Below are 23,858 nucleotides of genomic sequence, written 5' to 3'. Positions count from 1 at the left end.
CGCGCTGGTGCCCAGCGCAGTCTTCGGGTGGGGTTTTCCCCACCCCGTCCTCTGCGGTCAGCCGCCCTTGCGGTGTATGACCACGGTAAAGAACGAGCTGCCGCTGCCACGTCCTCCGGCGGGAGGAACGACCCCTGGCCACAAGTACGGAGCTACCCCTAAGGGTTTCCGTCCTGGGGATGAGACCCAGGTAGGGGCCGACCAGAACCGGAACCGGCCCGGCCGCCCCCTCCCGCTGTGTGGGCGGCGGGTGAGACAGTGTCACGGGAAATACATGCATAGGGAAAGGAAAACCTGTGGCCGGCACGGAAGGCGGGGACGTAGGCATAGGCGTCGGCACGGACAAGGGCGGCGCGGATACCGCAGGCGCGGATAACGCAGGCGCGGATAACGCCACGCCCCGCGGCCGGCGGCCCGTCGTCGCCGCGCTGATGCTCGGCATGGCACTCGCCGCCATCGACGGCACGATCGTCTCGACCGCTGTCCCCCAGATCGTCGGCGATCTCGGCGGGTTCGCCGTTTTCTCCTGGCTGTTCTCCGGCTATCTGCTGGCCGTGACCGTCACCCTCCCCGTCTACGGGAAGCTCTCCGACACCTTCGGCCGCAAGCCGGTCCTGGTCGCCGGCATCATCCTGTTCCTGATCGGCTCGGTGCTCTGTGCCCTGGCCTGGAACATGGCGGCCCTGATCGCCTTCCGCGTCATCCAGGGTCTCGGCGGCGGCGCGCTCCAGGGCACCGTCCAGACCGTCGCGGCCGACCTGTACCCGCTCAAGGAACGCCCCAAGATCCAGGCCAAGTTGTCGACGGTGTGGGCCACATCGGCGGTCGCGGGACCGGCGGTCGGCGGGCTGCTCGCGGCGTACGCGGACTGGCGCTGGATCTTCCTGATCAACCTGCCGGTCGGCGCCGTCGCGCTCTGGCTGGTCGTGCGTCACTTCCACGAACCGGCCCGCCCCCGCACCGGCACCCGTCTCCGTATCGACTGGGCGGGCGCCCTCGCCGTCTTCACGACCGGCGCTCTCCTGCTGACCGCGCTCGTCCAGGGCGGCGTGGCCTGGCCGTGGCTCTCCGCACCCTCGCTCGGGCTGCTGGGCGCGAGCGCCGCCCTCGCGGCGCTGACCGTCGTCATCGAGCGGCGCGCCGCCGACCCGATCATCCCCGGCTGGGTCTGGAAGCGGCGCACCATCGCCTCCGTCAACCTGGCCCTGGGCGCGATGGGTCTGCTGATGGTGGCGCCCACCGTCTTCCTGCCGACGTACGCCCAGTCGGTCCTGGGCCTCGGCCCGATCGCCGCCGGTTTCGTGCTCTCCGTCATGACGCTGAGCTGGCCGGTCTCGGCGGCCTTCTCCAACCGGGTCTACAACCGCATCGGCTTTCGCTTCACCGCGATCATCGGCATGAGTGCCACCCTGCTGATCCTGCTCGCCTTCCCCCTGCTGCCGTATCCCGGTTCGGCCTGGCAGCCCGCCCTGATCATGCTGCTGCTGGGCGCGGCGCTCGGGCTGTTCCAGCTCCCGCTGATCGTCGGCGTCCAGTCCACGGTCGGCTGGTCCGAGCGCGGTACGACGACGGCCTCCGTACTGTTCTGCCGCCAGGTCGGCCAGAGCCTGGGCGCCGCGCTCTTCGGCGCCGTCGCCAACGGGGTGCTCGCCTCCCGGCTGGCCGACGCCCCGGTCACCGGGCTGCCCGGCGACCTGGACGCGATCTCGCACGCCCTGGGCGATCCGGGCTCGCTCTCCGCCGCGGCAACGGACTATCTGCGACGGGCGGTTGATGCCGCCGTCGACTACGTCTACCTCGGTGCCGCGGGTGCCGCGGCACTCGCCCTGCTCGTCCTCGTCTTCGTGGCCCCACGCCGCTTCCCGGTCCTCGACGAAGGTACCGAAAGCGCTTCCCCGGCACTCAAGAAGTAGACAACTCCAGGGTTACCGTGAGTAGTTCGGTCGCAACCCTGCCCACCCGCCGTACTCGCGAGTAACGTACGCGCTTCAACAGCGCACCCGCGCTCCTGCCTTGCGGTCCTTCCCCGGACCCGAGCCACGCGAGGAGCAGCACCCTGATGCCTCACGAGCACCCGCCGCAGCGTCCGCCGCACCCCCCGTACGCGCCATTCCGGCCGCACCGCCGTCCCCCGCCGCCGCCCCGCTCCCCGGGCGGCGAGTACCTCCTCCCCTGGCAGAGTTCGTCGACACCCACGCCGCCCCGGTGGCCCACCCCGCCCGCCGCACCCGTCCCCGCTCCCGGCCACCACAGCGATCTGCGCCGGCTGCGCGGCGCGTACCGCGTCCTGCGCCGCGCCTCCACACTCACCGCACTCGGCTACTTCACCCTCTTCCTGCTGCTCTCCGGCTTCGCCCCGGCCCTGATGACCCGTCCCGTCGGCGACGGCGGCCTCACCACCGGGCTCCTGCTCGGCCTCTGCCAGCTCCCGGTGACGCTGGCCGCCATCGCCGTGTACGAGTGGACGGCCCGGCGCACGGTGGACCCGCTCTGCGCCGGACTCCGCGACCGGGCCCGCGGTACGGACGGCCGAGCGGCCACCGAGCGCCGCGGAACAGGAACGGGCCGATGAACGGCTTCGACGAGTCCGCGCAGACGATGTCGCTGATGGCGTTCATCGCCGTGGCCACCGTGACCCTGCTGCTCTGCGTGATGACCGGCCCCGACCGCGACGACCTCGACGCGTTCTACACCGGCTACCGCTCGCTCTCGCCGGTACGCAACGGCCTCGCCATCGCAGGTGACTACCTCTCCGCGGCCACCGTCCTCGGCACCACCGGCGTCATCGCCCTCACCGGCCACGACGGGCTCGTACTCGCCCTGAGCACGGCCCTCTCTCTCGTCCTGCTGATGTTCCTGCTCGCCGAACCCCTGCGCAACGCGGGCCGGTTCACCATGGGCGACGTCCTCACCCGCCGCTCCCCCGGCCGGGCCGTCCGCATCGCCGCCTGCGCCGTCACCCTCGCGGCGCTGTTGCCCCTGATGGTCGTGCAGCTCGCGGGCAGCGGCAGTCTGCTCGCCTTCATCCTCGGCTTCGACAGCTCCGGATTCCGCACCGGCTCCATCATCGTGCTCGGCGCCGTGATGATCGGTTACGCGGCGATCGGCGGGATGAAGGGAACCGCCCTCATCCAGATGATCAAGACCGTGGTGCTGCTCGGCGCCGGCCTGCTGGTCTCCGTACTGATCATGAACCGCTTCGACTGGGACGCCGGCGCCCTGCTCCGCGCCGCCCAGCAGGGCAGCGGCGCGGGAACCGCCTATCTGCACTCCGGGCTCCAGTTCGGCGGCAACGACCTCGACATGATCAGCTCCGAACTCACCGTCGTGCTCGGCGCCGCGTGCCTGCCGCACATCACCATGCGGATGGCGAGCGTCCGCAGCGCCCAGGCCGTCCGCCGGTCACTGTCCTGGGCGGTCTGCGTCGTCGTCGGCCTCTGCCTGCTGCTCACCGTCATCGGCTTCGGCGCCGCCGCACTGGTCGGCCATACGCGCATCACCGCCGCCGGAGCGCAGGGCAACAGCGCGATCCTCCAGGTCAGTGGAGTCGTCGCGGGCGGCGGCGAGATCGGGGCACTGGTCGTCACGACCATGACCACAGCGATCTTCCTGACGCTGCTCGCCTCGGTGGCCGGAATGATCCTGGCCTGCGCGAACTCCCTTGCCCACGACCTGTTCGCCCACGGACTACGCGGCCGGAGCGGGGAGCCGGTGCCCGGCCGCATCGAAATGGGCGCGGCGCAGCTCGCCGCGGTCGGGGTGGGCACCACCGCCGTCGTCCTCGCCGTGCTCGCCCGGCACTGGAACGTCCAGGCGATGGTGACGCTCTCGTTCTGCATCGGCGCCTCGGCCCTGGCCCCGGCGCTGGTCTACAGCCTGTTCTGGCGGCGCTTCACCCGTACCGGACTGCTCTGCACCCTCATCGGCGGCACCCTCTGCGTGCTGGTGCTGATGACCGGCACCAACCTGGTGTCCGGCTCCCCCGGCGCGGTCTTCCCCGACCGCGACGTCAACTGGTTCCCGTTCACCACGACCGGGCTCATCTCCATCCCGTTCGGCTTCCTGGCGGGCTGGCTGGGGACGGTGCTCGGCCGGCGTACGGCTGCGGAGGAACGCAGACAGTACGAGGCGGTGGAGCCGTGGATTCTGGCGGGAGCGCCCCCGGCGCTCCCAGCCCGTCCTGCGTTTGAGGACAATCCGGCAACCGGACGACCCCGGCACCCCTTCTAAGACTTGATCCACAATTCACCAGAGGGTGAGCTTTCCGCAGATTGATCCAGCCACCGTACGCGCCCTAGGAGTCCTGCGCCCGCACCAGCACGTCGCCGACAGCCATGCGGTAGTAGAGCACGGACCGTCCCGCACGGCGGCGGCCGACCAGCCCGGCATCCAGGAGCACCTTGAGGTGGCGGCCCACCGAGCCAAGACCCTGGCCCGTCATCGCCACCAGATGCGTCGTGCTCATCGGGCTGTCCAGGAGCACCAGCACGCTCGCCCGCCCGGCACCGAGCAGCCTGGCCAGCGCCTCCGGAGCGGCGGCCCGCTCCGGCTCCGCCAGCGTGCCCGAGCACGGGTACACCACGGCGTTGCGGTGCACCGCGCCGTGGGAGTCCGGCCGGTCCATGGCGATCCATCCCCTGCGCGGCGTGACCGGCACGAGCAGCAGCTGTGATCCCAGCAGTTGCCGGGGCGGGAAGGCGCGGGTGTTGATCTGCAGCCGGTTGCCGCCCAGCCACTGCATCTCCGGATGTATGTCGTCCAGTGCCGCTGCCCAGCCCGCCCTGCTCAACTGGCCTGTACGCGCGACCACATCGGCCTCGATGACGCGTCGCCGCCGCAGCCAGTCGGGCGCGACAATCTCCCGCCACACCCACTCCAGCAGGTCGGCGATGCGCTCCGGCAGATCGGGGCGCAGCAAAGGGCCCGGCAGCGGTCCGCGGTGAGCGATCTCGAGGTCGGTGCGGGCGGTATCGGCCGGCATCTCGCGGATCCGTGCGAGCTCGTCGTAGAACTCCGCACCGCCCGGTGCCTCGCCCTCGCGGGAAGGCACCGGCGTCAGGAAGTCGGCGATCCACCGGTGCCTGCCCAGCGCGACGGGCACCAGCAGGGCGGTGACCGGATCGGCGGCCAGCCGCTCCCGGTAGGCGGGCCCGTGACTGTCCAGCCAGCGGCGCTCGGCCGGATGCGCGGGCGAGTCCTTCTCCAGGGCCATCAGGCTCGCTGTTGTCTCGCAGAGGGGCGACACGACGAACCGGCTGCTCGCGAGCGTATCCGCGTTGACTTCCCACCAGCCCAATGGTTTCGCCTCCTCGCGAAACATTACCTCTGCGTCCGACCGCCTGCCGACACTGCGACCATGCGCACGTACCAAGAGCTTTTCAAGGCCCCGGAGTTCACCCCGCTGTTCGCGGCCTTTGCCTCACACGTGGCGGCCCAGACGGTGAGCAGAATGGCCGTGGGGACGCTCGTCTACGATGCGACCGGCTCGCCGCTCCTCGCCGCTCTCAGCATGTTCGGCCCGTTGCTGGCGCAGATGATCGGCGCGAGTGTCCTGCTGTCGGCGACGGACCGCCTGCCGCCGCGCGCCGCGACCGTCGGCCTGGCGCTCTTCTTCGCCGTGGCCACCACTACCCTGGCCCTGCCCGGCCTGTCCATGGGGGCGTTCTTCGCAATCCTGTCGGTGCAGGGCATGCTCGGCTCGGTCGGCGGCGGAGTGCGCTACGGACTGCTCACCGAGATCCTCCCCGCAGAGGGTTATCTGCTCGGCCGTTCGGTGCTCAACATGTGCGCGGGAAGCCTGCAGATCTGCGGTTACGCCGTCGGCGGCGTACTCGTCAACGTCCTGGCGCCGCGGGGGGCCCTGCTCACCGGCGCCGCCCTTTTCGCCGTCTCCGCGGCCGTCGCCCGCATCGGTCTCACGAGACGGCCGCCGCGCGCACAAGGCCGTCCGTCCGCAAGCGAGACCTGGCGGACCAACGCGCGCCTGTGGGCAGCGAAACCGCGACGCCGCGTCTACCTCGCCCTGTGGGTGCCCAACGGACTCGTCGTCGGCTGCGAGTCCCTCTTCGTCTCCTACGCACCACACCATGCAGGGCTTCTGTTCGCCTCCGCCGCGGTGGGCATGCTGGCGGGAGACACCCTGACCGGCCGCTTCCTGCCCCGGCACTGGCGCGACAGATTCGGCGCGCCGCCACTGCTGCTGCTGCTCGCCGCCCCGTATCTGATCTTCGTCCTGCACCCGGCACTGCCCGTCGCACTCGCCGCCGTGACCCTGGGGTCGATCGGCTTCTCCGCCAACCTGCTGCTCCAGGAACGCCTGATGTCCCTGACCCCGAGCGAACTAAGGGGTCACGCCTTCGGACTGCACCACTCAGGGATGTTCACCATGCAGGGCGTCGCCGCAGCGGCCGCAGGCGGCATCGCGCAACTCACCTCACCCGCGACCGCCATGACCGTGATGGCCGCCGCTTCTGCTGCGGTCACCCTCGCCCTCACACCCGGTCTCCGGCGCATGGGACCGGCCGCCGGAGCCGTGCCGACCGGAGCTGACGTCCGCCGCGAGCTCACCGACACGAACAAGGGGTCGAGCGCCTGATCAACAAATTGAAGGCGTGGCGCGGCATCGCCACCCGCTATGACAAGACCCCTGAGAGCTACCTCGGCGGCCTCCACCTCCGCGCCTCGATCATCTGGGCCAAGGACCTCACACGGGCAACGCCGCGAGGGATGGGGCCTCCCCTGCTCAATGGGGTCTCCCCTGCTCGAACGAAGTTGAGAGCTCGGGGAAGAAGCCGAGAGCTCGGGGAAGTGCCAGACGCCGTGGCCCCGGCCCTGATCCGCCGGACAGGCCCTAGTCCTCCTCCGGCCCGGACACCGCCCGCCCCGTGAGCGTCGCGAGTGAGTTGCGTACATGCGCCATGTGCGCCTGCACCTCCTCGCGGCCCTCCTCGTGCTCCCGCAGAATCCGCTCCGTCTCCCGCACCACCCGCTCCTCGCGCACCCGGGCCTCCGCGAGCAGCTCGCCCGCCCGCGCCTCGGCGTCCTCCTGGCCGTGCCGGGCGGCCTCCTCGGTCTCCGCGAGCGCGCGCCTCGCCTCCGCGAGGACGGCCTCCGTCCGCTCCGCCAGCTCCGTCTCGCGCCCGACCGCCGCGGCCTCGTCCGCCGCCAGTTCGGCCGCCGTCGCCTTCGACCGTTCGGCATGCTCCTGCTCCTGATGGGCCAGCACACTCGCCGTACGCCGCCGGGTCTCCGCCATCGCCTCGTCCGCGGCCCCACGCACCTCGGCGGCCTCCTTACGAGCCGAGGCGACGGCCTCGTCGGCGGACCCCTGCGCCACGGTCAGCACCGCCAGGGCGTGCGCCTCGCCGGCCGCCCGCACCGTCTCGGAGTGCTCACGGGCCGCCTCCCGGGCCGCCCGCCCCGCCGCGTCCGCCGCGTCCCGCAGCGCCTGCCCGTCCTCCTGGGCGGCCCCGCGCGCGGCGTCGGCCTCGCTCTGCGCGAGCGACAGGATCTGCTGGGCCCGCTCGCCGAGCGAGGCGTACGTCTGCGGAGCCAGCGAGGCGACGGCCTCGGCCAGCCGGGCCGACTCCGCCGCCAGCTCCTTCGCGAGATCCGTCAGCCGGGAGAGCCGCTCCCACGCCGCGTCGCGCTCGGCGGACAGCTCGGCCACAGCCCGGTCCACCTGCTCCGGACGGTAGCCACGCCCCCGTACGCCGACAAAGCCATGCGCAGACACCGGTGCAGCACTCATCCCTGAAGCCCTCTCTCCGACACTCCGACCACCAAGCAATACGTCAAGGATGCGGCAATTGGTACAGAAGTCGGAATCGATCAGCAGTATTCAGGACGGAAGCGACGGGCATCACAGGGCGCAAACGGAGAGGCGCCCGGCCCCTTCCGGGTACCGGGCGCCTCCGCCACACCACTCACACAACGGGACAGGTCAGAGCAGTCCGTCCCACATCTGCTCCAGCAGCACCGACCACCAGCTCTCCGGCGACGCGAGCGCCGCCGGATCGAGGGCCACCAACTGTGCCTGGAAGTCGACGGTCCAGCGGCCCGCCTGCTCCGGGTTGAGCCCGAAGCGCAGCCGCCACATCCGGCCGAGCAACGCCATCGAGCGCACGAACTCCGGCAGCCCGGTGTTCACGAACTGCGGCGCCACCGACTGACCGCCCGGCCCCGCCTCGACCGGCACGGCCACGATGTTCGCGGTGCCGTACTGGACACAGATCGCCCGGCCGAAGTCGGAACCCATCACGAGGTACGAACCCGCGTCGGGCGCCGCCTGCACCTGGCGCTGTGCGGCCAGTTCGGCCAGCGTCGGCACGACCGGCTGACCCGGCTGCGCCCAGAAGAACGGCCCGAAATCGGCGGGCAGACCCGCCCACACCAGCGTCCGCCCCACGATCTCGGGCACACCCTGACGGGACACGGCCCGCTGGTCGAAGCGGAGCACGCCCTGCGGCCCGAAGACCTGCACCAGCTCCTCCGCGAGTGCCTCCGGAGGCACCGGCACGGCGGGCTGCATCTGCGGCAGCGGCGCCCGCACCGGCGCGGGCCGCGCCGGGCCGTCGGCGACCTGGTGCAGCTCGCCCTGATGCGTCAGCAGATGCTGCATGCCCTGCTGACGGCTCGCGTGATCGGCCCCGTACGGAGCGACGCTGGTGATCCGCACCTGCGGCCAGGTCTCACGGATCATCCGCGCGCAGTAACCGCCGGGCAGCTCGCACGACTCCAGCTCCGTGTGCAGCTCGATGACCTGCTGCGGCGGCACGTTCATGGCCCGCAGCTCGTGCAGCATCTGCCACTCGGGGTGCGGGGTGCCCGGCGCCGAGCGGCGGATCAGCTGCTGCTCGCTGCCGTCGGGCGCACGGAAGCGCAACACGGCCTGGTAGCCGGGACCGACGGTCGGCACGCCGAGCGGCTGCTGCGGATACCCGTACGCCGGAGGCGGCGGGGTGTGCGGATTCGGCGGTACGGGACCGGGGGCGCCGTGCTGCGGCATCCCGGGCGGACCGGGAGGCTGCGGAGCACCGGGCGGCGGACCGGGAGGACCCGGGGGCCGGGGTGCGCCGGGACCGCCGATGCTGGAATCGGCGAACATCGTCGCCGCATGGTGCATACCGCCACCGGGCGGCGGAGTCGAACCAGGCGCACCGGGCGCACCAGGAGGCCCGGGCGGGCCGGGAGGCTGGGGCGCGTTGTGCGCACCGGGTACGCCGGGCGGGCCGGGCGGAGCCGGGGGCCGGGGGCCGCCGAGGCTCGCGTCGGCGAACATCGTCGCCGCGTGATGCATCCCGCCACCGGGAGGCGGAGTCGAACCGGGCGCACCGGGCGCACCAGGAGGCCCGGGAGGCTGCGGAACACCGGGAGCGACAGGCGCACCGGGCGCACCGGGCGGGCCGAGCTGCGAGACGAGCTGGGTCGGTACGTAACCACCCGCGGGCGCACCGGGCGTACCCGGCCCCGAAGGCGGCGGCGTGGCGCCCGGACGCATGCCGGGGGTGCCGGGGGCACCGGGCGGCGGCGGGGTCGTCGAGCCCGTCCCGCGCGCCCCGCGCGGGGGCACGACGGCCTTGCTGGTGGCCGCGTCCGCGATGTCACCGGCGCCAGGACGCGCGGGAGCGGCCGGGCCGGGTCCACCGGCACCGGGCGCACCCCGGCCGGGCGCACCGAGGGCCGGGGCAACGGCGGTACGGGGCAGCTGACTGCCGCCGGACATCAGCGCGGTGGGAGCCTCGGCCGGTACGACCGGCGGCGGGGTCTCCTCGTCGTCGGCGCCCGAAAGCGGCGGCGCGAACACCGTGGCCGGCAGGCCGACCGCGCCTGCGTCGGGGTCCGCGTTGGTATCGGTACCCGCCCACGGTGTGGCCCCGGAGGGCGCACCGGGCGAGGACGCGGGCACACCGTCGGCGGCCGTGGGCTCGTAGTCGCCCTGACCACCCGCGGCGGGCCACGGCGTCGCCGAACCCCCGGGAGAAGACGCACCCACCGGAGAAGCAGGGGGAACAGGGGAAGAAGAAGGAGAAGCAGTCGGAACAGAAGGAGCAGGCGTAGCGTCCGAAGGCGAACCTCTACCGTCACCCGACTCCGCCCGCCGGTCCGGAATCCCCAGCTTGTCGGCGGCCTCCTGAAGCCACCCCGGCGGACTCAGCAGGAACGACGTCTGGTTCAGATCGATCCGCTGCGGCGGCACCGGGGCAGCCGGCGCCCCGTCGGTCGCGCCGTACTCCTCCTCGTACCGCCGGATCACCTCGCCCACCGGCAGCCCGGGCCACAGGGTGGCCTCACCGCTGTCGCGGGCGATCACGAGCCGCTGACGGCCGCCGTCCGAGACCGGGCCCTCCGCCCGGTCCTCGGCCCACACCACGAAGCCCAGCTCGAACTCGCGCACCCGCACCTCACGGTGCTGGTACGCGGGCACATCGCCGTTGACCCACTCGTCCGCTCGCTCCTGCGCCTGCGCGAAGGTCACCATCGCGCTCACCCCTCCACCGGGACGGCGCGCGCGAACCCGCCGTCCACCATCAGGTTCGCCACGGTCTCCAGCTCAGGCGGGTTGCCCGCCAGGCGCTGGAGGAAGGCGTCGAAGTCCGCACCGCAGGGCAGCAGCAGCCGGTCGACGCGGTCCTGCACGCTCCAGCCGTCCTGGTCCCGGGCATCGTCGTACGCACAGAACCAGACCGAGCCGGTGTCATGGCCCCGCACCTTCACCGTGAGGATGCCGCCCTGGACGAAACCGACGCCCAGGTAGTCCTTGGTGAAGTGGTCCCGCAGACACTTGTTGACGTACATCAGGTCGTTCACCGCGGCCTCTTCACGCACCGTGAAGAAGGGCTGGTCGACCAGGAGACCGAGCTCCGCGTCGAGCGCCGCACCCACCGGGGCCGAACCGCCCGCGGCCTTCAGGAACGAGCGGTACGCACCCGGCAGCCGGTAACCGAGGTCCTCCTCGACACCCAGCACCTGCTGCTCGCTCACCGCCACCGAGCCCTTGGGCAGCCGGAAATGCGGAGGCCGCGTCTCCTGCAGGGGCCGCGTACCGCGCCGGTTGTGGTCGACCGGAGCCGTCGCCATGCCGCCGTGATGACGCAGCAGCGCCTTCACCTCGACCGGCACGAGCTCCATCCGCCTGCCGCCCGGCACGTGATGCCAGGTCCAGCCGTGCGGAGTCGCCACCGGCGGGATCGTGTCCCACAGCTCATGGCCGCTCGCCGCCAGAGCGGCGTTCGCCGACACGTAGTCGGTGAGCCGCAGCTCGTCGATACCGAAGCCCGGGGGCGGATCGGCGATCTCTGCGGCGGCACGCGCATACGGTGTGAGTTCCGGATGGCCGTTCCCGTCCATGCGCACACCTCTGGGGTGGCGGGACGCCCGGACCGGGTCCGGGAAATGCACGACCTGCCCGGCGTAGGCCGCATTCGGTGGCGCGGCTTGCTGCCCGAGCCGACCTGTCGTCATGGCGGTTGCCCCCTGCTGCGTCCGGTGATTCCCCACAGCCTATGCGGTGGGGCAACAGGGGGGCTCGCCCCTCCACTTCGGTCACCAACCGTCACAGCCGGGTGACGGACGAGCGACGGTCCAGCCACTTCGGGCGACACGCAGACACGTTTCACCGACCCAGCTTCCCCAGCCCCCAGCACATTTGGCAGGCTGTCACCGCAACTCGGGGGCGTGCACACCTGCAGCTACCGCTGCCGGCACGGGAGGGATGCAAGCATCATGAACGCAGCACCGACAGTCACATCCGGGGACCCAAGGCTCAGCTGGAGCAGCACCGAAGCCGGCCGCGCACCGCTACTGCACCACCGCCGCGACGGCATCCTGCCGGCCGTAGCCGCAGCTCTGTCCGTCCGCGGCGAGACGCTGACCTGCACCGCGGGCAAGGGCGACCGGCCGCCGGTGCTGCACCCGCTCGTACAGGACTTCCTGGACACACTCACCAGCGGACAGCGCGAACGCTTCACCGGCCGCTGCCCCGAAGCCATACTGCTGTCGCGGCAGCTCACCGCCACCGACGACAGCCGGTCCAAACGGGCCCAGCGCAAACCGCTGACCAGCGGAGAGGCCCGGCGCGCACTGAAGCACTCCCGTATCACCGCACGGCGCATCCGCGAGGACGGCGACCCGCTCCACGGCAGCTACGCCCCACCCTGCCGCTCCTGCACGGCGATGCTCGCGCACTTCGGCGTACGTCCCGTCGACCTCACCACCACCGGGGCGGCCACCACCGCCGAGAAGGGCTGACGGCACCCCGATGCAGGACCGAACCGGACACTCCGCCCCGCCCGACCGGCACGCCACCACCCGCTTCCCCGTCGCCGTCGACGCCGCCCTCCGCGAGGCGGGCTGGCAGCCGGGGCGCTGGGACATCCGGCAGGCCGAGGAGTGGGCCGACGCACTGCGCTCCCACGCCTCACCGGCCGGTCACCGGCACGCCGTGTTCCCGGCGGCCGTCGAGGCGTGGGCCGAGTTCGGTGCCCTGCACATCACCGCGTCCGCTCCCGGCCGGCAGATCGCGCCCGCCACCGTACGCATAGACCCGCTGAGCGGTCTGCATCTGGCCCGCACGCTGGGCGACCTGGGGCGGGCGCTGGAGACCGAGATCAGCCCCCTGGGCGAAGAAGGCGACGGGCAAGCGGTGCTCGCGATCGACATCGAGGGCCGCGTCTACAGCATCGACCACACCGGCGACTGGTATCTCGGCGCGGACATCGACCAGGCGCTGGCCACCCTGGTCACGGGCATCCAGCCGGACCGCCTGACCTCCGCCTGACCTCCGGCTGACCTACGCGCCGGGTCCGGCCGGCAGCACCGCCGACACCCGGAAGCCGCCCGCGTCCGTCGGCCCGGACACGAAGACGCCTCCCAGCCCGAGCACCCGTTCCCGCATCCCCACCAGGCCGTTCCCGCCGCTGGGCAGCCCGGCGTCGGCCACGCCACCGTCCGAGGGACCGTTCTCCACCTGCATGGCGACCTCCGCACCGCGATGCGCGAGCCTCACCCAGGTCTTCGCACCGGCCGCGTGCTTGTGCACGTTCGTCAGGGCCTCCTGCACCACCCGGTACGCGGTCTGCTCGACCTCGGGCGTATACGGGCGCAGCTCACCCTGCACCGACAGCTCGACCGTCATCCCCGCCTCCCGGGACTGCGCGACGAGCGACTCCACCTCGTCCAGCCGGGGCCCGTCCTCCGCCGCCGCCGCCGCGGCATCCGCGGCAGCCGCCCGCCGAACCGAAGCGAGGGGGACCCGGCCCGTGGGCGGGGCGGACAGCGCGTCCCCGCTGCGCAGCACGCCCAGCATCTCGCGCAGTTCCGTCAGCGCCTGGCGGCCCATGTCGCCCACCAGCGCCGCGTTCCGTACGGCCTTCGCCGGGTCCTTCGGGGCGACCGCCTGAAGCGCCGCCGCATGCACGACCATCAGACTCACCCGGTGCGCGACCACGTCGTGCATCTCCCGGGCGATCCGGGTCCGCTCCTCCGTGCGCGCCCACTCGGCCCGCTCCTCGGCCCGGTCGGCCAGCAGCGACAGCTCACGCTCCAGCGAGTCCGCGCGCTCCCGCAGGCTCTCCATGAGCCGTCTTCGCGCCCCTATATAGAGGCCGAACAGCAGGGGCGGCGCGGTCAGCCCGAGTGACATGAAGAGGGAGACCAGCGGCACGTACCAGTCACCCGGGCCGAAATCGGCTCCCTCGGTGACGTTCTGGCGCAGCCGTACGTACGTGACGATGAAGGTGCCGACCAGCGACATCCCCGTCAGTACGACGGTGATCCTGCGCGGCACCTCGGACGCGGCCAGCGTGTACAGGCCGACGATGGCCATCAGGAAGCCCATCTCGGCCGGTGTCGTCGCGATCGACACAAGCACCACGGCGATCGGCCACCGTCTGCGCACCAGCAGCACCGACCCCGCCACCAGCCCGAACAGCACGCCGACCGGCACCGGCAATCCGGTGTCGTCGGCGAACACCACCCCTTCCAGCGCACACTCCAGCGCCGAAACCAGCGCCAGTCCCACATCCAGGGCGACGCTTCGCCGCCGCCCCCACCACCAGTAACTGCGGGTGGTCGATCCCGCCGCTTCCTGGTCTGCCCCCGTTGCGGTCATGTCTTCCAGCCTACGGGCGGGCGCACCTCATTTTCGGGTGACTCGGACAGGCGGGACAACACCGTCGCGTCGAGGGCGCTCGGTACGGCATAGTGTTGGGTGCCGATCCGGGCGGCCGACGTAATATCCGGTTCGTCCGAGTTATTCCCCCATGGTGTAATTGGCAGCACAGTAGCTTTTGGTGCTATTTGTCCGGGTTCGAGTCCTGGTGGGGGAGCCATACATTGCGGGCCCCGACACTCACGGTCGGGGCCCGCACTCGTTTCCGGTACGCACACCCCCGGTATCCTGCGGATGTCCACCACCCGAAGCCGAAGGGCACATCCGTGAGCGCCACCAGCCCGGCAGCCGTCGTCGTCCTCGCAGCGGGTGAGGGCACCCGCATGAAGTCGAAGACCCCCAAGGTCCTGCACGAGATCTCCGGGCGCTCGCTCGTCGGACATGTCGTCGCCGCCTCCCGTGAGCTCGCTCCCGAGCACCTCGTCGTGGTCGTCGGCCACGCCGCGGAGCGGGTCACCGCGCATCTCTCCTCGGGCGACGCCCCCGTACGGACCGCGTTCCAGGCCGAGCAGAACGGCACCGGGCACGCCGTCCGGATGGGCCTCGAAGAGCTCGGCGGGACCGTCGAGGGCACCGTGATCGTCGTCTGCGGCGACACCCCGCTGCTCTCCGGCGAGACCCTTGCCGCGCTCGCCGCCACGCACGACGCCGACGCCAACGCCGTCACCGTGCTGACCGCCGAGGTCCCGGACTCCACCGGCTACGGCCGCATCGTCCGCGACGCGGCCAGCGGCGCCGTCACCCAGATCGTCGAGCACAAGGACGCCACGGCCGCCCAGCGGGCGATCCGGGAGATCAACTCCGGGGTGTTCGCCTTCGACGGGCGTCTGCTCACGGACGCGCTCGGCAAGGTCCGCACGGACAACAGCCAGGGCGAGGAGTACCTCACCGACGTGCTGTCCATCCTGCGCGAGGCCGGACACCGCGTGGGCGCCTCGGTCGCCGCGGACCACCGCGAGATCCTCGGCATCAACAACCGGGTCCAGCTGGCCGAGGCCCGGCGGCTGCTCAACGAACGGCTCCTGGAGCGCGCCATGATGGCCGGCGTGACGGTCGTCGACCCGGCCTCGACGCTGATCGACGCCACCGTGACGTACGAGCCGGACGCGATCGTGCACCCAGGCACCCAACTGTTCGGCACGACGCATCTGGCCGAGGACGCCGAAGTCGGCCCGAACTCCCGGCTCAAGGACACGATCGTCCACGCGGGCGCGCGCGTGGACAACACGGTCGCGGACGGCGCGGAGGTCGGCCCCGGTGCGACGGTCGGCCCGTTCGCGTATCTGCGGCCCGGCACGAGGCTCGGCGCGAAGGCCAAGGCCGGTACGTACGTGGAGATGAAGAACGCCACGATCGGCGAGGGCACGAAGGTTCCGCACCTGAGCTACGTCGGTGACGCGACCATCGGCGACCACACCAACATCGGTGCCGCCAGCGTCTTCGTGAACTACGACGGCGTGGCCAAGCACCACACCACCATCGGCTCCCACTGCCGCACCGGCTCCGACAATATGTTTGTGGCGCCTGTCACGGTCGGGGACGGCGTCTACACCGCGGCGGGCTCGGTCATCACCAAGGACGTACCGGCCGGTTCGCTGGCCGTCGCCCGGGGCCAGCAGCGGAATATCGGGGGTTGGGTGGCCCGGAAGCGTCCGGGAAGTGCCGCCGCGCAGGCCGCCCAGGCCGCTCAGGCCGCGACCGAGGACACCGACGGCGAAAGCTGACCGGAAACAGGTGCGCCGGACACGGCGTACCGTGATAGATGCTCACCCATTTCGGCTGGCTCGTTGCACATCGGGACCTATGCGTGCAGCGCCAGATACACGTCTGAGGAGACTGTGCTGTGACCGGGATCAAGACGACCGGCGAGAAGAAACTGATGTTCTTCTCCGGCCGCGCCCACCCCGAGCTGGCCGAGGAGGTCGCACACCAGTTGGGTGTCGGTCTCGTGCCGACGAAGGCTTTCGATTTCGCCAACGGCGAGATCTACGTGCGCTTCCAGGAATCCGCCCGCGGCGCCGACTGCTTCCTGATCCAGAGCCACACGGCTCCGATCAACAAGTGGATCATGGAGCAGCTGATCATGCTGGACGCGCTGAAGCGCGCCTCGGCCCGTTCGATCACGGTGATCGTGCCGTTCTACGGCTACGCCCGCCAGGACAAGAAGCACCGTGGCCGCGAGCCGATCTCGGCCCGCCTGGTCGCCGACCTGATGAAGACGGCGGGTGCTGACCGCATCCTGACCGTGGATCTGCACACCGACCAGATCCAGGGCTTCTTCGACGGCCCGGTGGACCACCTGTTCGCGCTGCCGATCCTCGCCGACTACGTCGGTGCGAAGGTCGACCGCTCGAAGCTGACGATCGTCTCCCCGGACGCCGGCCGTGTGCGCGTCGCCGACCGCTGGTGCGACCGTCTGGACGCCCCGCTGGCGATCGTCCACAAGCGCCGCGACAAGGACGTGCCGAACCAGGTCAGCGTCCACGAGGTCGTCGGCAATGTGAAGGGCCGGGTCTGTGTCCTGGTCGACGACATGATCGACACGGGTGGCACGATCTGCGCCGCCGCCGACGCCCTGTTCGCGCACGGTGCCGAGGACGTCATAGTGACCGCGACGCACGGTGTGCTGTCCGGTCCTGCCGCGGACCGTCTGAAGAACTCCAAGGTCAGCGAGTTCGTCTTCACGGACACCCTGCCGACCCCGGGCGAGCTGGAGCTCGACAAGATCACCGTGCTGTCGATCGCGCCGACGATCGCGCGCGCGGTGCGTGAGGTGTTCGAGGACGGCTCGGTGACGAGCCTCTTCGAGGAGCAGGAAAACCACTAGCGGAAGCGCGGTACCGCAGAGGTACCGAAGATCCACTTTGGGTGCGGCCTCCCCGCCGGGTAGACTCAGCGAGTTGCTCGGCGAGGGAGGCCGTACCCATAGGTACGGCGATCCGTTATCGACGCGCTCTTCGTAGCAGGCGGCCTGTCGTACGGGCCGGGTGACGTCCGACTTTCGTCATCTCACGAGGAGTGCACCATGGCCGAGATCAAGCTCGCCGCTCAGGTCCGTACCGAGTTCGGCAAGGGCGCCGCCCGCCGTACCCGTCGTGCCAACCTGGTTCCCGCGGTCATCTACGGCCACGGTGCCGAGTCCGTCCACGTCACGCTGCCGGCCCACGAGCTGCAGCTCGCGCTCCGCACCGCCAACGTCCTCATCGGTCTCGAGATCGAAGGCAAGGACGCCCTGGTCATCCCGAAGGCCGTGCAGCGCAACGCCATCAAGGGCAACATCGAGCACGTCGACCTCCTGACCGTGAAGCGCGGCGAGAAGGTCAACGTCGAGATCGCCGTGCACGTCGAGGGCGAGCTGGCCCCGGGCGGCAACCTCCTGGAGTACGTGCAGAACACCCTGCTCGTCGAGGCCGAGGCCACGCACATCCCCGAGTCCGTCACGGTCTCCATCGCGGGCCTGGACGCCGGCGACTCGATCCTCGCCAAGGACATCCCGCTGCCCGCCGGATCCGTGCTGGCCGGCGACGAGGACGCCGTCGTGCTCCAGATCGTCGCCTCGCAGGCCGAGGAGCCGGCCGCCGAGGGCGCCGAGGCCACCACCACCGAGGCCTGAGTCCCACCCGGCGCGCCATAGCGCCACTGCTTCACCGCTTCACTGCTTCACTGACGGGGCGGCGGACCCTTACCGGGCCCGCCGCCCCGTTCGCCTGTCATCAGCCGACGTACGCGAGGAGACCGAGCGCAGATGTCCGATGCCACCGACCCCTGGCTCATCGTGGGCCTGGGTAACCCCGGTCCCGAGTACGCCGCGAACCGGCACAACGTCGGCTTCATGGTCGCCGACCTGCTCGCCGAGCGGATCGGCGGAAAGTTCAAGCGGGCGCAGAAGGCCCAGGCGCAGGTCGTCGAGGGCCGGTTGGGGCCGCCCGGGCCCGCGAGCCGCCGGGTGATCCTGGCGAAGCCGATGTCGTACATGAATCTGTCGGGCGGGCCCGTCACGGCGCTGCGGGACTTCTACAAGGTGCCGACGGATCACATCGTGGCCGTGCACGACGAGCTGGACATCGATTTCGGCATGCTGCGGCTGAAGCTGGGCGGCGGTGACAACGGGCACAACGGGCTGAAGTCGATGACGAAGTCGATGGGTCCCGACTACCACCGCATCAGGTTCGGGATCGGCCGGCCGCCGGGCCGGATGCAGGTGGCCGATTTCGTACTGAAGGATTTCTCGTCCACGGAGCGCAAGGACCTCGCCTACCAGGTGGACCGGGCGGCGGACGCGGTGGAGTCGCTGCTCGCGGATGGTCTTGAGCGGGCGCAGTCCACGTACAACTCCTGACATTGGCGCCGATCACGGGATCATTTCCGGCCACAGTTTGACCGAGAGCATGGGTCTGCCCAAGGATCTGCCCCCATGAAGCGGAGTTCCTCCCACCGCCTGGTGGCCCACGGCCGTACCGCCGCCGCGGGCTGCGTCGTCCTGCTGATGCTCGTCGCGGGCGCGTGGGCGTCGTGGAACACCGCGCACCACATCGTCCTGTCCAAGGGCCGCGAGCACGGCACCATGACGGTCACGAGGTGCGGAGAGACGGCGTGCACCGGGCCGTACGTACCGGATCAGGTCTCACCGCAGCGTTCCCGGGTGACGATCGAGAAGTCCGTCGCCGTGGAGAAGGGCAACCGGTTCCCGGTGGTCATGAAGCCCGGCACCGGCGAGGCCATCCGCACCGGGACACCTGGATTCCTGCATGCGTGGGTGCCGTTCGGCGGTGCGCTGTTGCTGTCCGCGCTCCTGATCGGGGGCGGTCTGCGGCTGCCCCGGGTCGCCTGGGGATTCGCGGCCGCGGGCGCGGCCCTGCTGGTGGCGACGTTCATCGCCCTCTGACAGGACCGCACCCGCACCGGAGCGGATCAGCCGGTGTTACGGAGGCCCGCGGCGACACCGTTCACGGTGAGCAGCAGGGCCCGTGCGAGCAGCGGGTCGGCCTCTTCGCCGCGCTCGGCCGCCTGCCGCTGGCGGGCCAGCAGCGAGACCTGGAGGTAGGAGATCGGGTCCAGGTAGGCGTCACGGATGGCGAAGGTCTGCTGGAGCACCGGGCTCGTGCCGAGCAGTTCGGTGCCGCCGGTGACCTTCAGGACCTCGCTCACGGTCAGCGCGTGCTCGGCCTCGATGTCGGCGAAGACGTGCTTGAGCTCGTCCGGCACGAGCGTGTCGACGTAGTGCCGGGCGATCCGCAGGTCCGTCTTGGCGAGCGTCATCTCGACGTTGGAGATGAAGTTCTGGAAGAAGTGCCACTGGCCGTGCATCTCTTCCAGGACCGTGTCCAGGCCGGCTTCGCGCAGTGCCTTGAGCCCGGAGCCGACTCCGTACCAGCCGGGCACGATCTGCCGTGACTGGGTCCAGCCGAAGACCCACGGAATGGCCCGCAGTCCGTCGAGGCCCGCACCGGAGTCGGGGCGCCGCGAGGGGCGGGAGCCGAGGTGGAGTTCGGCGAGCTGGTCGACGGGGGTGGACGCGAAGAAGTACGCGGGCAGGTCGGGGTCCTCGACGAGCTTGCGGTACGCGTCGTGCGCGGCGTCGGAGACCGTGTCCATGGCCGCGTCCCAGCGGGCCAGGGACTCGTCGGACTGACGGGGCGAGGTGTGCAGCGCAGACGCCTGGAGGGTGGCCGCGACGGTCAGTTCCAGGTTCTCCCGGGCGAGCGCGGGGATGAGGTACTTGTCGGAGATGACCTCGCCCTGCTCGGTCACCTTGATCTCGCCCTCCAGCGTGCCCCAGGGCTGCGCGAGGATCGCGTCGTGCGAGGGGCCGCCACCGCGGCCGACGGTGCCGCCGCGGCCGTGGAAGAGGCGCAGGCGTACGCCGTAGCGGTGCGCGACGTCACGCAGCCGGCGCTGGGCCCGGTGGATCTCCCACTGCGAGGTGGTGATGCCGCCGAACTTGGAGGAGTCGCTGTAGCCGAGCATGACCTCCTGCACGTCGCCGCGGAGGGAGACGAGCCGGCGGTACGAGGGGTCGGCGAGCATCTCGTCGAGGATGACGTCGGCGGCGCGCAGTTCGTCGGTCGTCTCCAGGAGCGGCACGATGCCGATCTTGGCCCAGCCGCCGTGCAGGTCGAGCAGTCCGGCCTCGCGGGCCAGGACGGCGGCCGCGAAGACGTCGTCGGCGCCCTGGCACATCGAGATGATGTAGGACTCGATGACCTCGGGGCCGAAGCGCTCGAAGGCTTCCTTGATGGTGTGGAAGACGCCGAGGGTCTTCTCGCCCGCGGCGTCCAGCGGTGCCGGGGTCGGGGCGAGCGGGCGCCGGGAGCGCAGTTCCTTCGCGAGGAGCTTCTGCCGGTAGTCGCGCGGCATGTCGGCGTAGCGCCAGGACTCCTCGCCGAGCCGGTCGAAGAGCTGACCGAGGGCGTGGTGGTGGGCGTCGGCGTGTTCGCGTACGTCCATGGTGGCCAGCTGCAGCCCGAACGCGGACAGCGTACGGATGGTGCGGTTCATCCGGCCGTCGGCGAAGAGCCCGCCCTTGTGCTCGCGCAGCGAGGTCTGGATGAGGGCCAGGTCGGCGATGAGCTCGGAGGTGCCGAGGTAGTCGCAGCCGGGGCGGTGCGGGGTACCGGTGGCGAGGCGCTCGCGGGTGTTGACGAGCTTCTGCCGGATGCAGGTCGCCTTGAGGCGGTAGGGCTCCTCGGCGTTCAGCCGCTTGTAGCGGGGGCTGATCTCGGGGAGTCGTTCCAGGTCGGCCTGGAGCGAGTCCAGCAGCTCGTCGGTGGCACCGGTGTAGCGGATGGAGTTGGAGAGCAGACCGCGCAGATAGTCGATGAGTTCGAGTGCGTCGGTGATGCCGTGCTCGTGCTGGAGGATCAGCACTTCCCAGGTGACGGCGGGCGTCACGTTGGGGTTGCCGTCGCGGTCGCCGCCGATCCAGGTGCCGAAGGTGAGCGGGCGGGTGCCGGCGGGCAGCTCGACGCCGACGCGCTCCAGCTCGGCGGCCAGGTCCTCCAGGACGTCGCCGACGGCGTTGGCGTGCAGTTCGTCGAGGTAGTAGATCGCGTTGCGGGCCTCGTCTGCGGGCTCGGGCCGGACCACGCGCAGCTCATCGGTCTGCCAGATGAGGTCGATGTTCTCGGCGAGCCGCAGGTCGAGGCGGCGCCGGTCGGCCTCGATGACGGGGGTTTCGAGCAGTTCCGCGATGCGGCGGAGCTTGTTCAGGACGGAGCGCCGTGCGGCCTCGGTGGGATGCGCGGTGAAGACGGGGCGCACGTTGAGGTTCTTGACCGTCTCGCGCAGGTGCTGCGGGTCGGCGTCCTTGAGCATGTCGGCGGTACGGGCGAGGAGCCCGCCCTCGGCGGCCCGGCGGTCGCGCATCTCGTGGGCGCGGTGGACCTGCTCGGTGACGTTGGCGAGGTGGAAGTAGGTGGAGAAGGCGCGCACGAGCTGCGCGGCGGTCTCCAGGTCCGTGTCGCCCAGCAGCTCGGCGGCGGCCTCTCCGTCGGTACGGGTCAGGGCGCGGACCCGCTCGACGAGGTCGAGGAGCTCCTGGCCCTCCTGACGTACGAGCGTCTCGCCCAGCAGATCACCGAGGCGGCGGATGTCGGCACGCAGCTCGGGGCTGGCGGCGGGGGTCTGGTCGGCACTGCTCACAGGTGCGGCTCCTTGCAGTGAATTGAGGAGGTGCGTCGCGTAAGCGTCTCCCCGGAAGGGTGGTGGCGGGAGACGGGTGGGCACGTCTGTCAGGGGCGTCCGGGGGTGCAGCGGTGCGTCGCCACCCCGGGATGCAGAGTGCGGACCGCGCTGTCCGACTCTCCCAGGATAGGTGTCCGGGTCGTCGGCATGCCGCGCAGCCCTTACGGGTGTCCGCGAAACGACCACGGCCCCGCAGCTCTCGTACTGCGGGCCTTCTCGCTGCCATACTTACCAAGCCGTAGGTTACGGATGCGTAGCCTGCACAATCCGTCGCACTTCTCACCCCACAGGGGACTCCCCATGCCCACCAGCCCCAATGTGATCGACGATCCTGTCCTTCCCCCCGCCACGCTCGGCGGCGACAAGAAGCGGTCGGTCGAGCAGATCGCACTGCTCGTGTTCATCGTGGTGCCGTTCGTGGCCCTGGTCGCGGCGGTGCCCCTGACCTGGGGCCGCGGTGTCAGCTGGCTCGATCTGGGCCTGCTGGTCGCGATGTACTACATCGGTTGCCACGGCATCACGATCGGCTTCCACCGCTACTTCACGCACAGCTCCTTCAAGGCGAAGCGTCCGCTCCGTATCGCCCTGGCCGTCGCGGGTTCGCTGGCGGTCGAAGGTCCGCTGGTGCGCTGGGTGGCCGACCACCGCAGGCACCACCGTTTCTCCGACGCCGAGGGCGACCCCCACTCGCCGTGGCGCTTCGGCGAGACGCTGCCGGCCCTGATGAAGGGGCTGTGGTGGGCGCACATCGGCTGGATGTTCGACGAGGAGCGGACGTCGCAGCAGAAGTACGCCCCCGATCTGATCAAGGACCCGGCGATCCGCGGCATCTCCCGCCACTTCCTCACCTTCACCATCGTCTCGCTGGCGATCCCGCCGCTGGTCGGCGGTCTGGTGACGATGTCCTGGTGGGGTGCGGCGACCGCGTTCTTCTGGGGTTCGCTGGTACGGGTCGCGCTGCTGCACCACGTCACCTGGTCGATCAACTCGATCTGCCACGCGGTCGGCAAGCGCCCCTTCAAGTCCCGTGACCGGTCCGGGAACGTGTGGTGGCTGGCGGTCCTGTCCTGCGGCGAGTCCTGGCACAACCTGCACCACGCGGACCCGACGAGCGCACGCCACGGGGTGATGAAGGGCCAGATCGACTCAAGTGCCAGGCTGATCCGCTGGTTCGAGCAGCTGGGCTGGGCGTCCGACGTCCGCTGGCCCGATGCGGCCCGTATCGACGCCCGCCGCAACCCCGCGCCCGCCGACGCGGCATGATTGACGACGTGGCGACCGACGGCAGCACAGGCAGCGAGAAGAGCAGGCCCTCCCCCGTCCGCCGGACCCGACGGGTCCGGATGACCGGCAAGGAGCGCCGCGAACAGCTGCTGGACATCGGCCGCACCCTCTTCGCCGACAAGGGTTTCGAAGGCACGTCCGTCGAGGAGATCGCGGCCCGCGCCGGGGTCTCCAAGCCGGTCGTCTACGAACACTTCGGCGGCAAGGAGGGCCTGTACGCCGTCGTGGTCGACCGCGAGATGCGCCAGCTCCTTGACATGGTGACGAGCGCGCTGACCGCGGGCCACCCGCGCGAACTTCTCGAACAGGCGGCGTTCGCGCTGCTGGACTACATCGAGACGTACACGGACGGCTTCCGCATCCTGGTCCGCGACTCCCCGGTCGCGCAGTCCACGGGCACGTTCGCGTCCCTGATCAGCGATATCGCCACCCAGGTCGAGGACATCCTGGGCCTGGAGTTCAAGGCCCGCGGCTTCGAACCGAAACTGGCCCCGCTGTACGCACAGGCACTGGTCGGCATGGTCGCGCTGACGGGCCAGTGGTGGCTGGACGTCCGCAAACCGCAGAAGGCGGAGGTCGCGGCCCACCTGGTGAACCTGGCCTGGCACGGCCTGGAGAACCTGGAATCCAAGCCCCGCCTGATAGGCCACCGCAAGAACTGACACCCCCCGTTTTCGGGAGCAACGGGCCGCGCACCCCTGGAATCCGGGGGCGCGCGGCC

The 23,858-nt window shown here is 70.9% G+C and carries 19 protein-coding genes, 1 tRNA gene and 1 pseudogene; 15 read left to right on the top strand and 6 right to left on the bottom strand.

The window, feature by feature from the left end; genetic code table 11:
* Window positions 1-296: 296 nt before the first annotated feature.
* From ACFT7S_RS25025 to ACFT7S_RS25015, 3 genes are all read left to right on the top strand, one after another.
* Window positions 297-1,913: an MFS transporter gene (locus ACFT7S_RS25025; RefSeq protein WP_382735438.1), complete on the top strand. Its 1,617-nt coding sequence runs from the start codon at window positions 297-299 to the stop codon at window positions 1,911-1,913.
* A gap of 146 nt (window positions 1,914-2,059) precedes the next feature.
* Window positions 2,060-2,572: a DUF485 domain-containing protein gene (locus ACFT7S_RS25020; RefSeq protein WP_382735436.1), complete on the top strand. Its 513-nt coding sequence runs from the start codon at window positions 2,060-2,062 to the stop codon at window positions 2,570-2,572.
* Window positions 2,569-4,230 (top strand): cation acetate symporter, encoded by a 1,662-nt coding sequence (locus ACFT7S_RS25015; protein WP_382735434.1) that lies wholly within the window; start codon window positions 2,569-2,571, stop codon window positions 4,228-4,230. The genes ACFT7S_RS25020 and ACFT7S_RS25015 overlap by 4 nt, the downstream gene beginning before the upstream one ends.
* 64 nt (window positions 4,231-4,294) lie before the next feature.
* Here the strand turns inward: ACFT7S_RS25015 and ACFT7S_RS25010 are convergent, their stop codons facing one another.
* The gene (locus tag ACFT7S_RS25010) at window positions 4,295-5,296 is read right to left on the bottom strand and encodes an ArsR/SmtB family transcription factor (RefSeq protein ID WP_382735432.1); all 1,002 of its coding nucleotides are present in this window, start codon (window positions 5,294-5,296) and stop codon (window positions 4,295-4,297) included.
* Window positions 5,297-5,356: 60 nt separating this feature from the next.
* Between ACFT7S_RS25010 and ACFT7S_RS25005 the strand changes: the two genes are divergently transcribed.
* Window positions 5,357-6,595 carry an MFS transporter gene (locus ACFT7S_RS25005; RefSeq protein ID WP_382735430.1) on the top strand — a complete coding sequence of 413 codons (1,239 nt, stop codon included), beginning with the start codon at window positions 5,357-5,359 and terminating at the stop codon, window positions 6,593-6,595.
* A pseudogene (locus tag ACFT7S_RS25000) lies at window positions 6,580-6,711 on the top strand (IS5/IS1182 family transposase); the annotation flags it as partial. The gene ACFT7S_RS25005 and the pseudogene ACFT7S_RS25000, both read left to right, overlap by 16 nt.
* 139 nt (window positions 6,712-6,850) lie before the next feature.
* On the opposite strand, the gene ACFT7S_RS24995 reads toward ACFT7S_RS25000, so the two are convergent.
* The 3 genes from ACFT7S_RS24995 to ACFT7S_RS24985 all read right to left on the bottom strand — a co-directional run bounded on the left by ACFT7S_RS24995 (window position 6,851) and on the right by ACFT7S_RS24985 (window position 11,463).
* Complete coding sequence (locus ACFT7S_RS24995; protein ID WP_382735428.1) at window positions 6,851-7,750, bottom strand: cellulose-binding protein; 900 nt, start codon at window positions 7,748-7,750, stop codon at window positions 6,851-6,853.
* Window positions 7,751-7,942: 192 nt separating this feature from the next.
* Complete coding sequence (locus ACFT7S_RS24990) at window positions 7,943-10,480, bottom strand: SUKH-4 family immunity protein (protein ID WP_382735602.1); 2,538 nt, start codon at window positions 10,478-10,480, stop codon at window positions 7,943-7,945.
* Between the two features lie 5 nt (window positions 10,481-10,485).
* Window positions 10,486-11,463, bottom strand: coding sequence for an SMI1/KNR4 family protein (locus ACFT7S_RS24985; protein ID WP_382735426.1), 978 nt, complete (start codon window positions 11,461-11,463; stop codon window positions 10,486-10,488).
* A gap of 261 nt (window positions 11,464-11,724) precedes the next feature.
* On the opposite strand from ACFT7S_RS24985, the gene ACFT7S_RS24980 reads away from it, so the two are divergent.
* Together ACFT7S_RS24980 and ACFT7S_RS24975 are read left to right on the top strand one after the other, a co-directional pair.
* Entirely contained in the window at window positions 11,725-12,249 is a 525-nt protein-coding gene (locus ACFT7S_RS24980; RefSeq protein WP_382735424.1) for a YwqJ-related putative deaminase, read from the top strand.
* Between the two features lie 10 nt (window positions 12,250-12,259).
* Window positions 12,260-12,778: an SUKH-3 domain-containing protein gene (locus ACFT7S_RS24975; RefSeq protein WP_382735422.1), complete on the top strand. Its 519-nt coding sequence runs from the start codon at window positions 12,260-12,262 to the stop codon at window positions 12,776-12,778.
* Between the two features lie 12 nt (window positions 12,779-12,790).
* Here ACFT7S_RS24975 and ACFT7S_RS24970 read toward each other — a convergent pair whose 3' ends face one another.
* Window positions 12,791-14,110, bottom strand: coding sequence for a sensor histidine kinase (locus ACFT7S_RS24970; protein WP_382735420.1), 1,320 nt, complete (start codon window positions 14,108-14,110; stop codon window positions 12,791-12,793).
* Window positions 14,111-14,255: 145 nt separating this feature from the next.
* On the opposite strand from ACFT7S_RS24970, the gene ACFT7S_RS24965 reads away from it, so the two are divergent.
* The 6 genes from ACFT7S_RS24965 to ACFT7S_RS24940 all read left to right on the top strand — a co-directional run bounded on the left by ACFT7S_RS24965 (window position 14,256) and on the right by ACFT7S_RS24940 (window position 19,055).
* A tRNA-Gln gene (locus ACFT7S_RS24965) sits at window positions 14,256-14,330 on the top strand.
* Window positions 14,331-14,436: 106 nt separating this feature from the next.
* Window positions 14,437-15,894, top strand: a complete 1,458-nt coding sequence (gene glmU, locus ACFT7S_RS24960; RefSeq protein WP_382735419.1) for a bifunctional UDP-N-acetylglucosamine diphosphorylase/glucosamine-1-phosphate N-acetyltransferase GlmU — start codon at window positions 14,437-14,439, stop codon at window positions 15,892-15,894.
* A 119-nt stretch (window positions 15,895-16,013) separates the two neighbouring features.
* Window positions 16,014-16,997 (top strand): ribose-phosphate diphosphokinase, encoded by a 984-nt coding sequence (locus ACFT7S_RS24955; RefSeq protein WP_362843893.1) that lies wholly within the window; start codon window positions 16,014-16,016, stop codon window positions 16,995-16,997.
* A gap of 198 nt (window positions 16,998-17,195) precedes the next feature.
* Window positions 17,196-17,783: a 50S ribosomal protein L25/general stress protein Ctc gene (locus ACFT7S_RS24950; protein ID WP_382735416.1), complete on the top strand. Its 588-nt coding sequence runs from the start codon at window positions 17,196-17,198 to the stop codon at window positions 17,781-17,783.
* Between the two features lie 132 nt (window positions 17,784-17,915).
* The gene (gene pth, locus ACFT7S_RS24945; RefSeq protein WP_382735414.1) at window positions 17,916-18,509 is read left to right on the top strand and encodes an aminoacyl-tRNA hydrolase; all 594 of its coding nucleotides are present in this window, start codon (window positions 17,916-17,918) and stop codon (window positions 18,507-18,509) included.
* A gap of 75 nt (window positions 18,510-18,584) precedes the next feature.
* Window positions 18,585-19,055: a hypothetical protein gene (locus ACFT7S_RS24940; protein ID WP_382735412.1), complete on the top strand. Its 471-nt coding sequence runs from the start codon at window positions 18,585-18,587 to the stop codon at window positions 19,053-19,055.
* A gap of 26 nt (window positions 19,056-19,081) precedes the next feature.
* Here the strand turns inward: ACFT7S_RS24940 and ppc are convergent, their stop codons facing one another.
* A complete protein-coding gene (gene ppc, locus ACFT7S_RS24935) occupies window positions 19,082-21,811 on the bottom strand; it encodes a phosphoenolpyruvate carboxylase (RefSeq protein ID WP_382735411.1) in 2,730 nt (909 codons plus the stop codon).
* A 342-nt stretch (window positions 21,812-22,153) separates the two neighbouring features.
* On the opposite strand from ppc, the gene ACFT7S_RS24930 reads away from it, so the two are divergent.
* Both ACFT7S_RS24930 and ACFT7S_RS24925 read left to right on the top strand, forming a co-directional pair.
* Window positions 22,154-23,116: an acyl-CoA desaturase gene (locus ACFT7S_RS24930; protein ID WP_382735409.1), complete on the top strand. Its 963-nt coding sequence runs from the start codon at window positions 22,154-22,156 to the stop codon at window positions 23,114-23,116.
* Entirely contained in the window at window positions 23,113-23,799 is a 687-nt protein-coding gene (locus ACFT7S_RS24925) for a TetR family transcriptional regulator (protein ID WP_382735407.1), read from the top strand. Before ACFT7S_RS24930 ends, ACFT7S_RS24925 begins: the two co-directional genes overlap by 4 nt.
* Window positions 23,800-23,858 lie beyond the last annotated feature (59 nt).

Source organism: Streptomyces sp. NPDC057136 (assembly GCF_042670885.1).
Taxonomy (GTDB): Bacteria; Actinomycetota; Actinomycetes; order Streptomycetales; family Streptomycetaceae; genus Streptomyces.
Note: the sequence above shows the minus strand (reverse complement) of the source record. Positions and strands in the feature narration are given on the sequence as shown.

Bases quoted from the DNA above. Each gene is read 5' to 3' on its own strand.
- ACFT7S_RS25020 (WP_382735436.1), top strand. From the start codon at position 2,060: ATGCCTCACGAGCACCCGCCGCAGCGTCCGCCGCACCCCCCGTACGCG.
- ACFT7S_RS25015 (WP_382735434.1), top strand. From the start codon at position 2,569: ATGAACGGCTTCGACGAGTCCGCGCAGACGATGTCGCTGATGGCGTTC.
- ACFT7S_RS25005 (WP_382735430.1), top strand. From the start codon at position 5,357: ATGCGCACGTACCAAGAGCTTTTCAAGGCCCCGGAGTTCACCCCGCTG.
- ACFT7S_RS24995 (WP_382735428.1), bottom strand. From the start codon at position 7,750: ATGAGTGCTGCACCGGTGTCTGCGCATGGCTTTGTCGGCGTACGGGGG.
- ACFT7S_RS24990 (WP_382735602.1), bottom strand. From the start codon at position 10,480: ATGGTGACCTTCGCGCAGGCGCAGGAGCGAGCGGACGAGTGGGTCAAC.
- ACFT7S_RS24985 (WP_382735426.1), bottom strand. From the start codon at position 11,463: ATGACGACAGGTCGGCTCGGGCAGCAAGCCGCGCCACCGAATGCGGCC.
- ACFT7S_RS24980 (WP_382735424.1), top strand. From the start codon at position 11,725: ATGAACGCAGCACCGACAGTCACATCCGGGGACCCAAGGCTCAGCTGG.
- ACFT7S_RS24975 (WP_382735422.1), top strand. From the start codon at position 12,260: ATGCAGGACCGAACCGGACACTCCGCCCCGCCCGACCGGCACGCCACC.
- ACFT7S_RS24970 (WP_382735420.1), bottom strand. From the start codon at position 14,110: ATGACCGCAACGGGGGCAGACCAGGAAGCGGCGGGATCGACCACCCGC.
- ACFT7S_RS24950 (WP_382735416.1), top strand. From the start codon at position 17,196: ATGGCCGAGATCAAGCTCGCCGCTCAGGTCCGTACCGAGTTCGGCAAG.
- pth (WP_382735414.1), top strand. From the start codon at position 17,916: ATGTCCGATGCCACCGACCCCTGGCTCATCGTGGGCCTGGGTAACCCC.
- ACFT7S_RS24940 (WP_382735412.1), top strand. From the start codon at position 18,585: ATGAAGCGGAGTTCCTCCCACCGCCTGGTGGCCCACGGCCGTACCGCC.
- ACFT7S_RS24930 (WP_382735409.1), top strand. From the start codon at position 22,154: ATGCCCACCAGCCCCAATGTGATCGACGATCCTGTCCTTCCCCCCGCC.
- ACFT7S_RS24925 (WP_382735407.1), top strand. From the start codon at position 23,113: ATGATTGACGACGTGGCGACCGACGGCAGCACAGGCAGCGAGAAGAGC.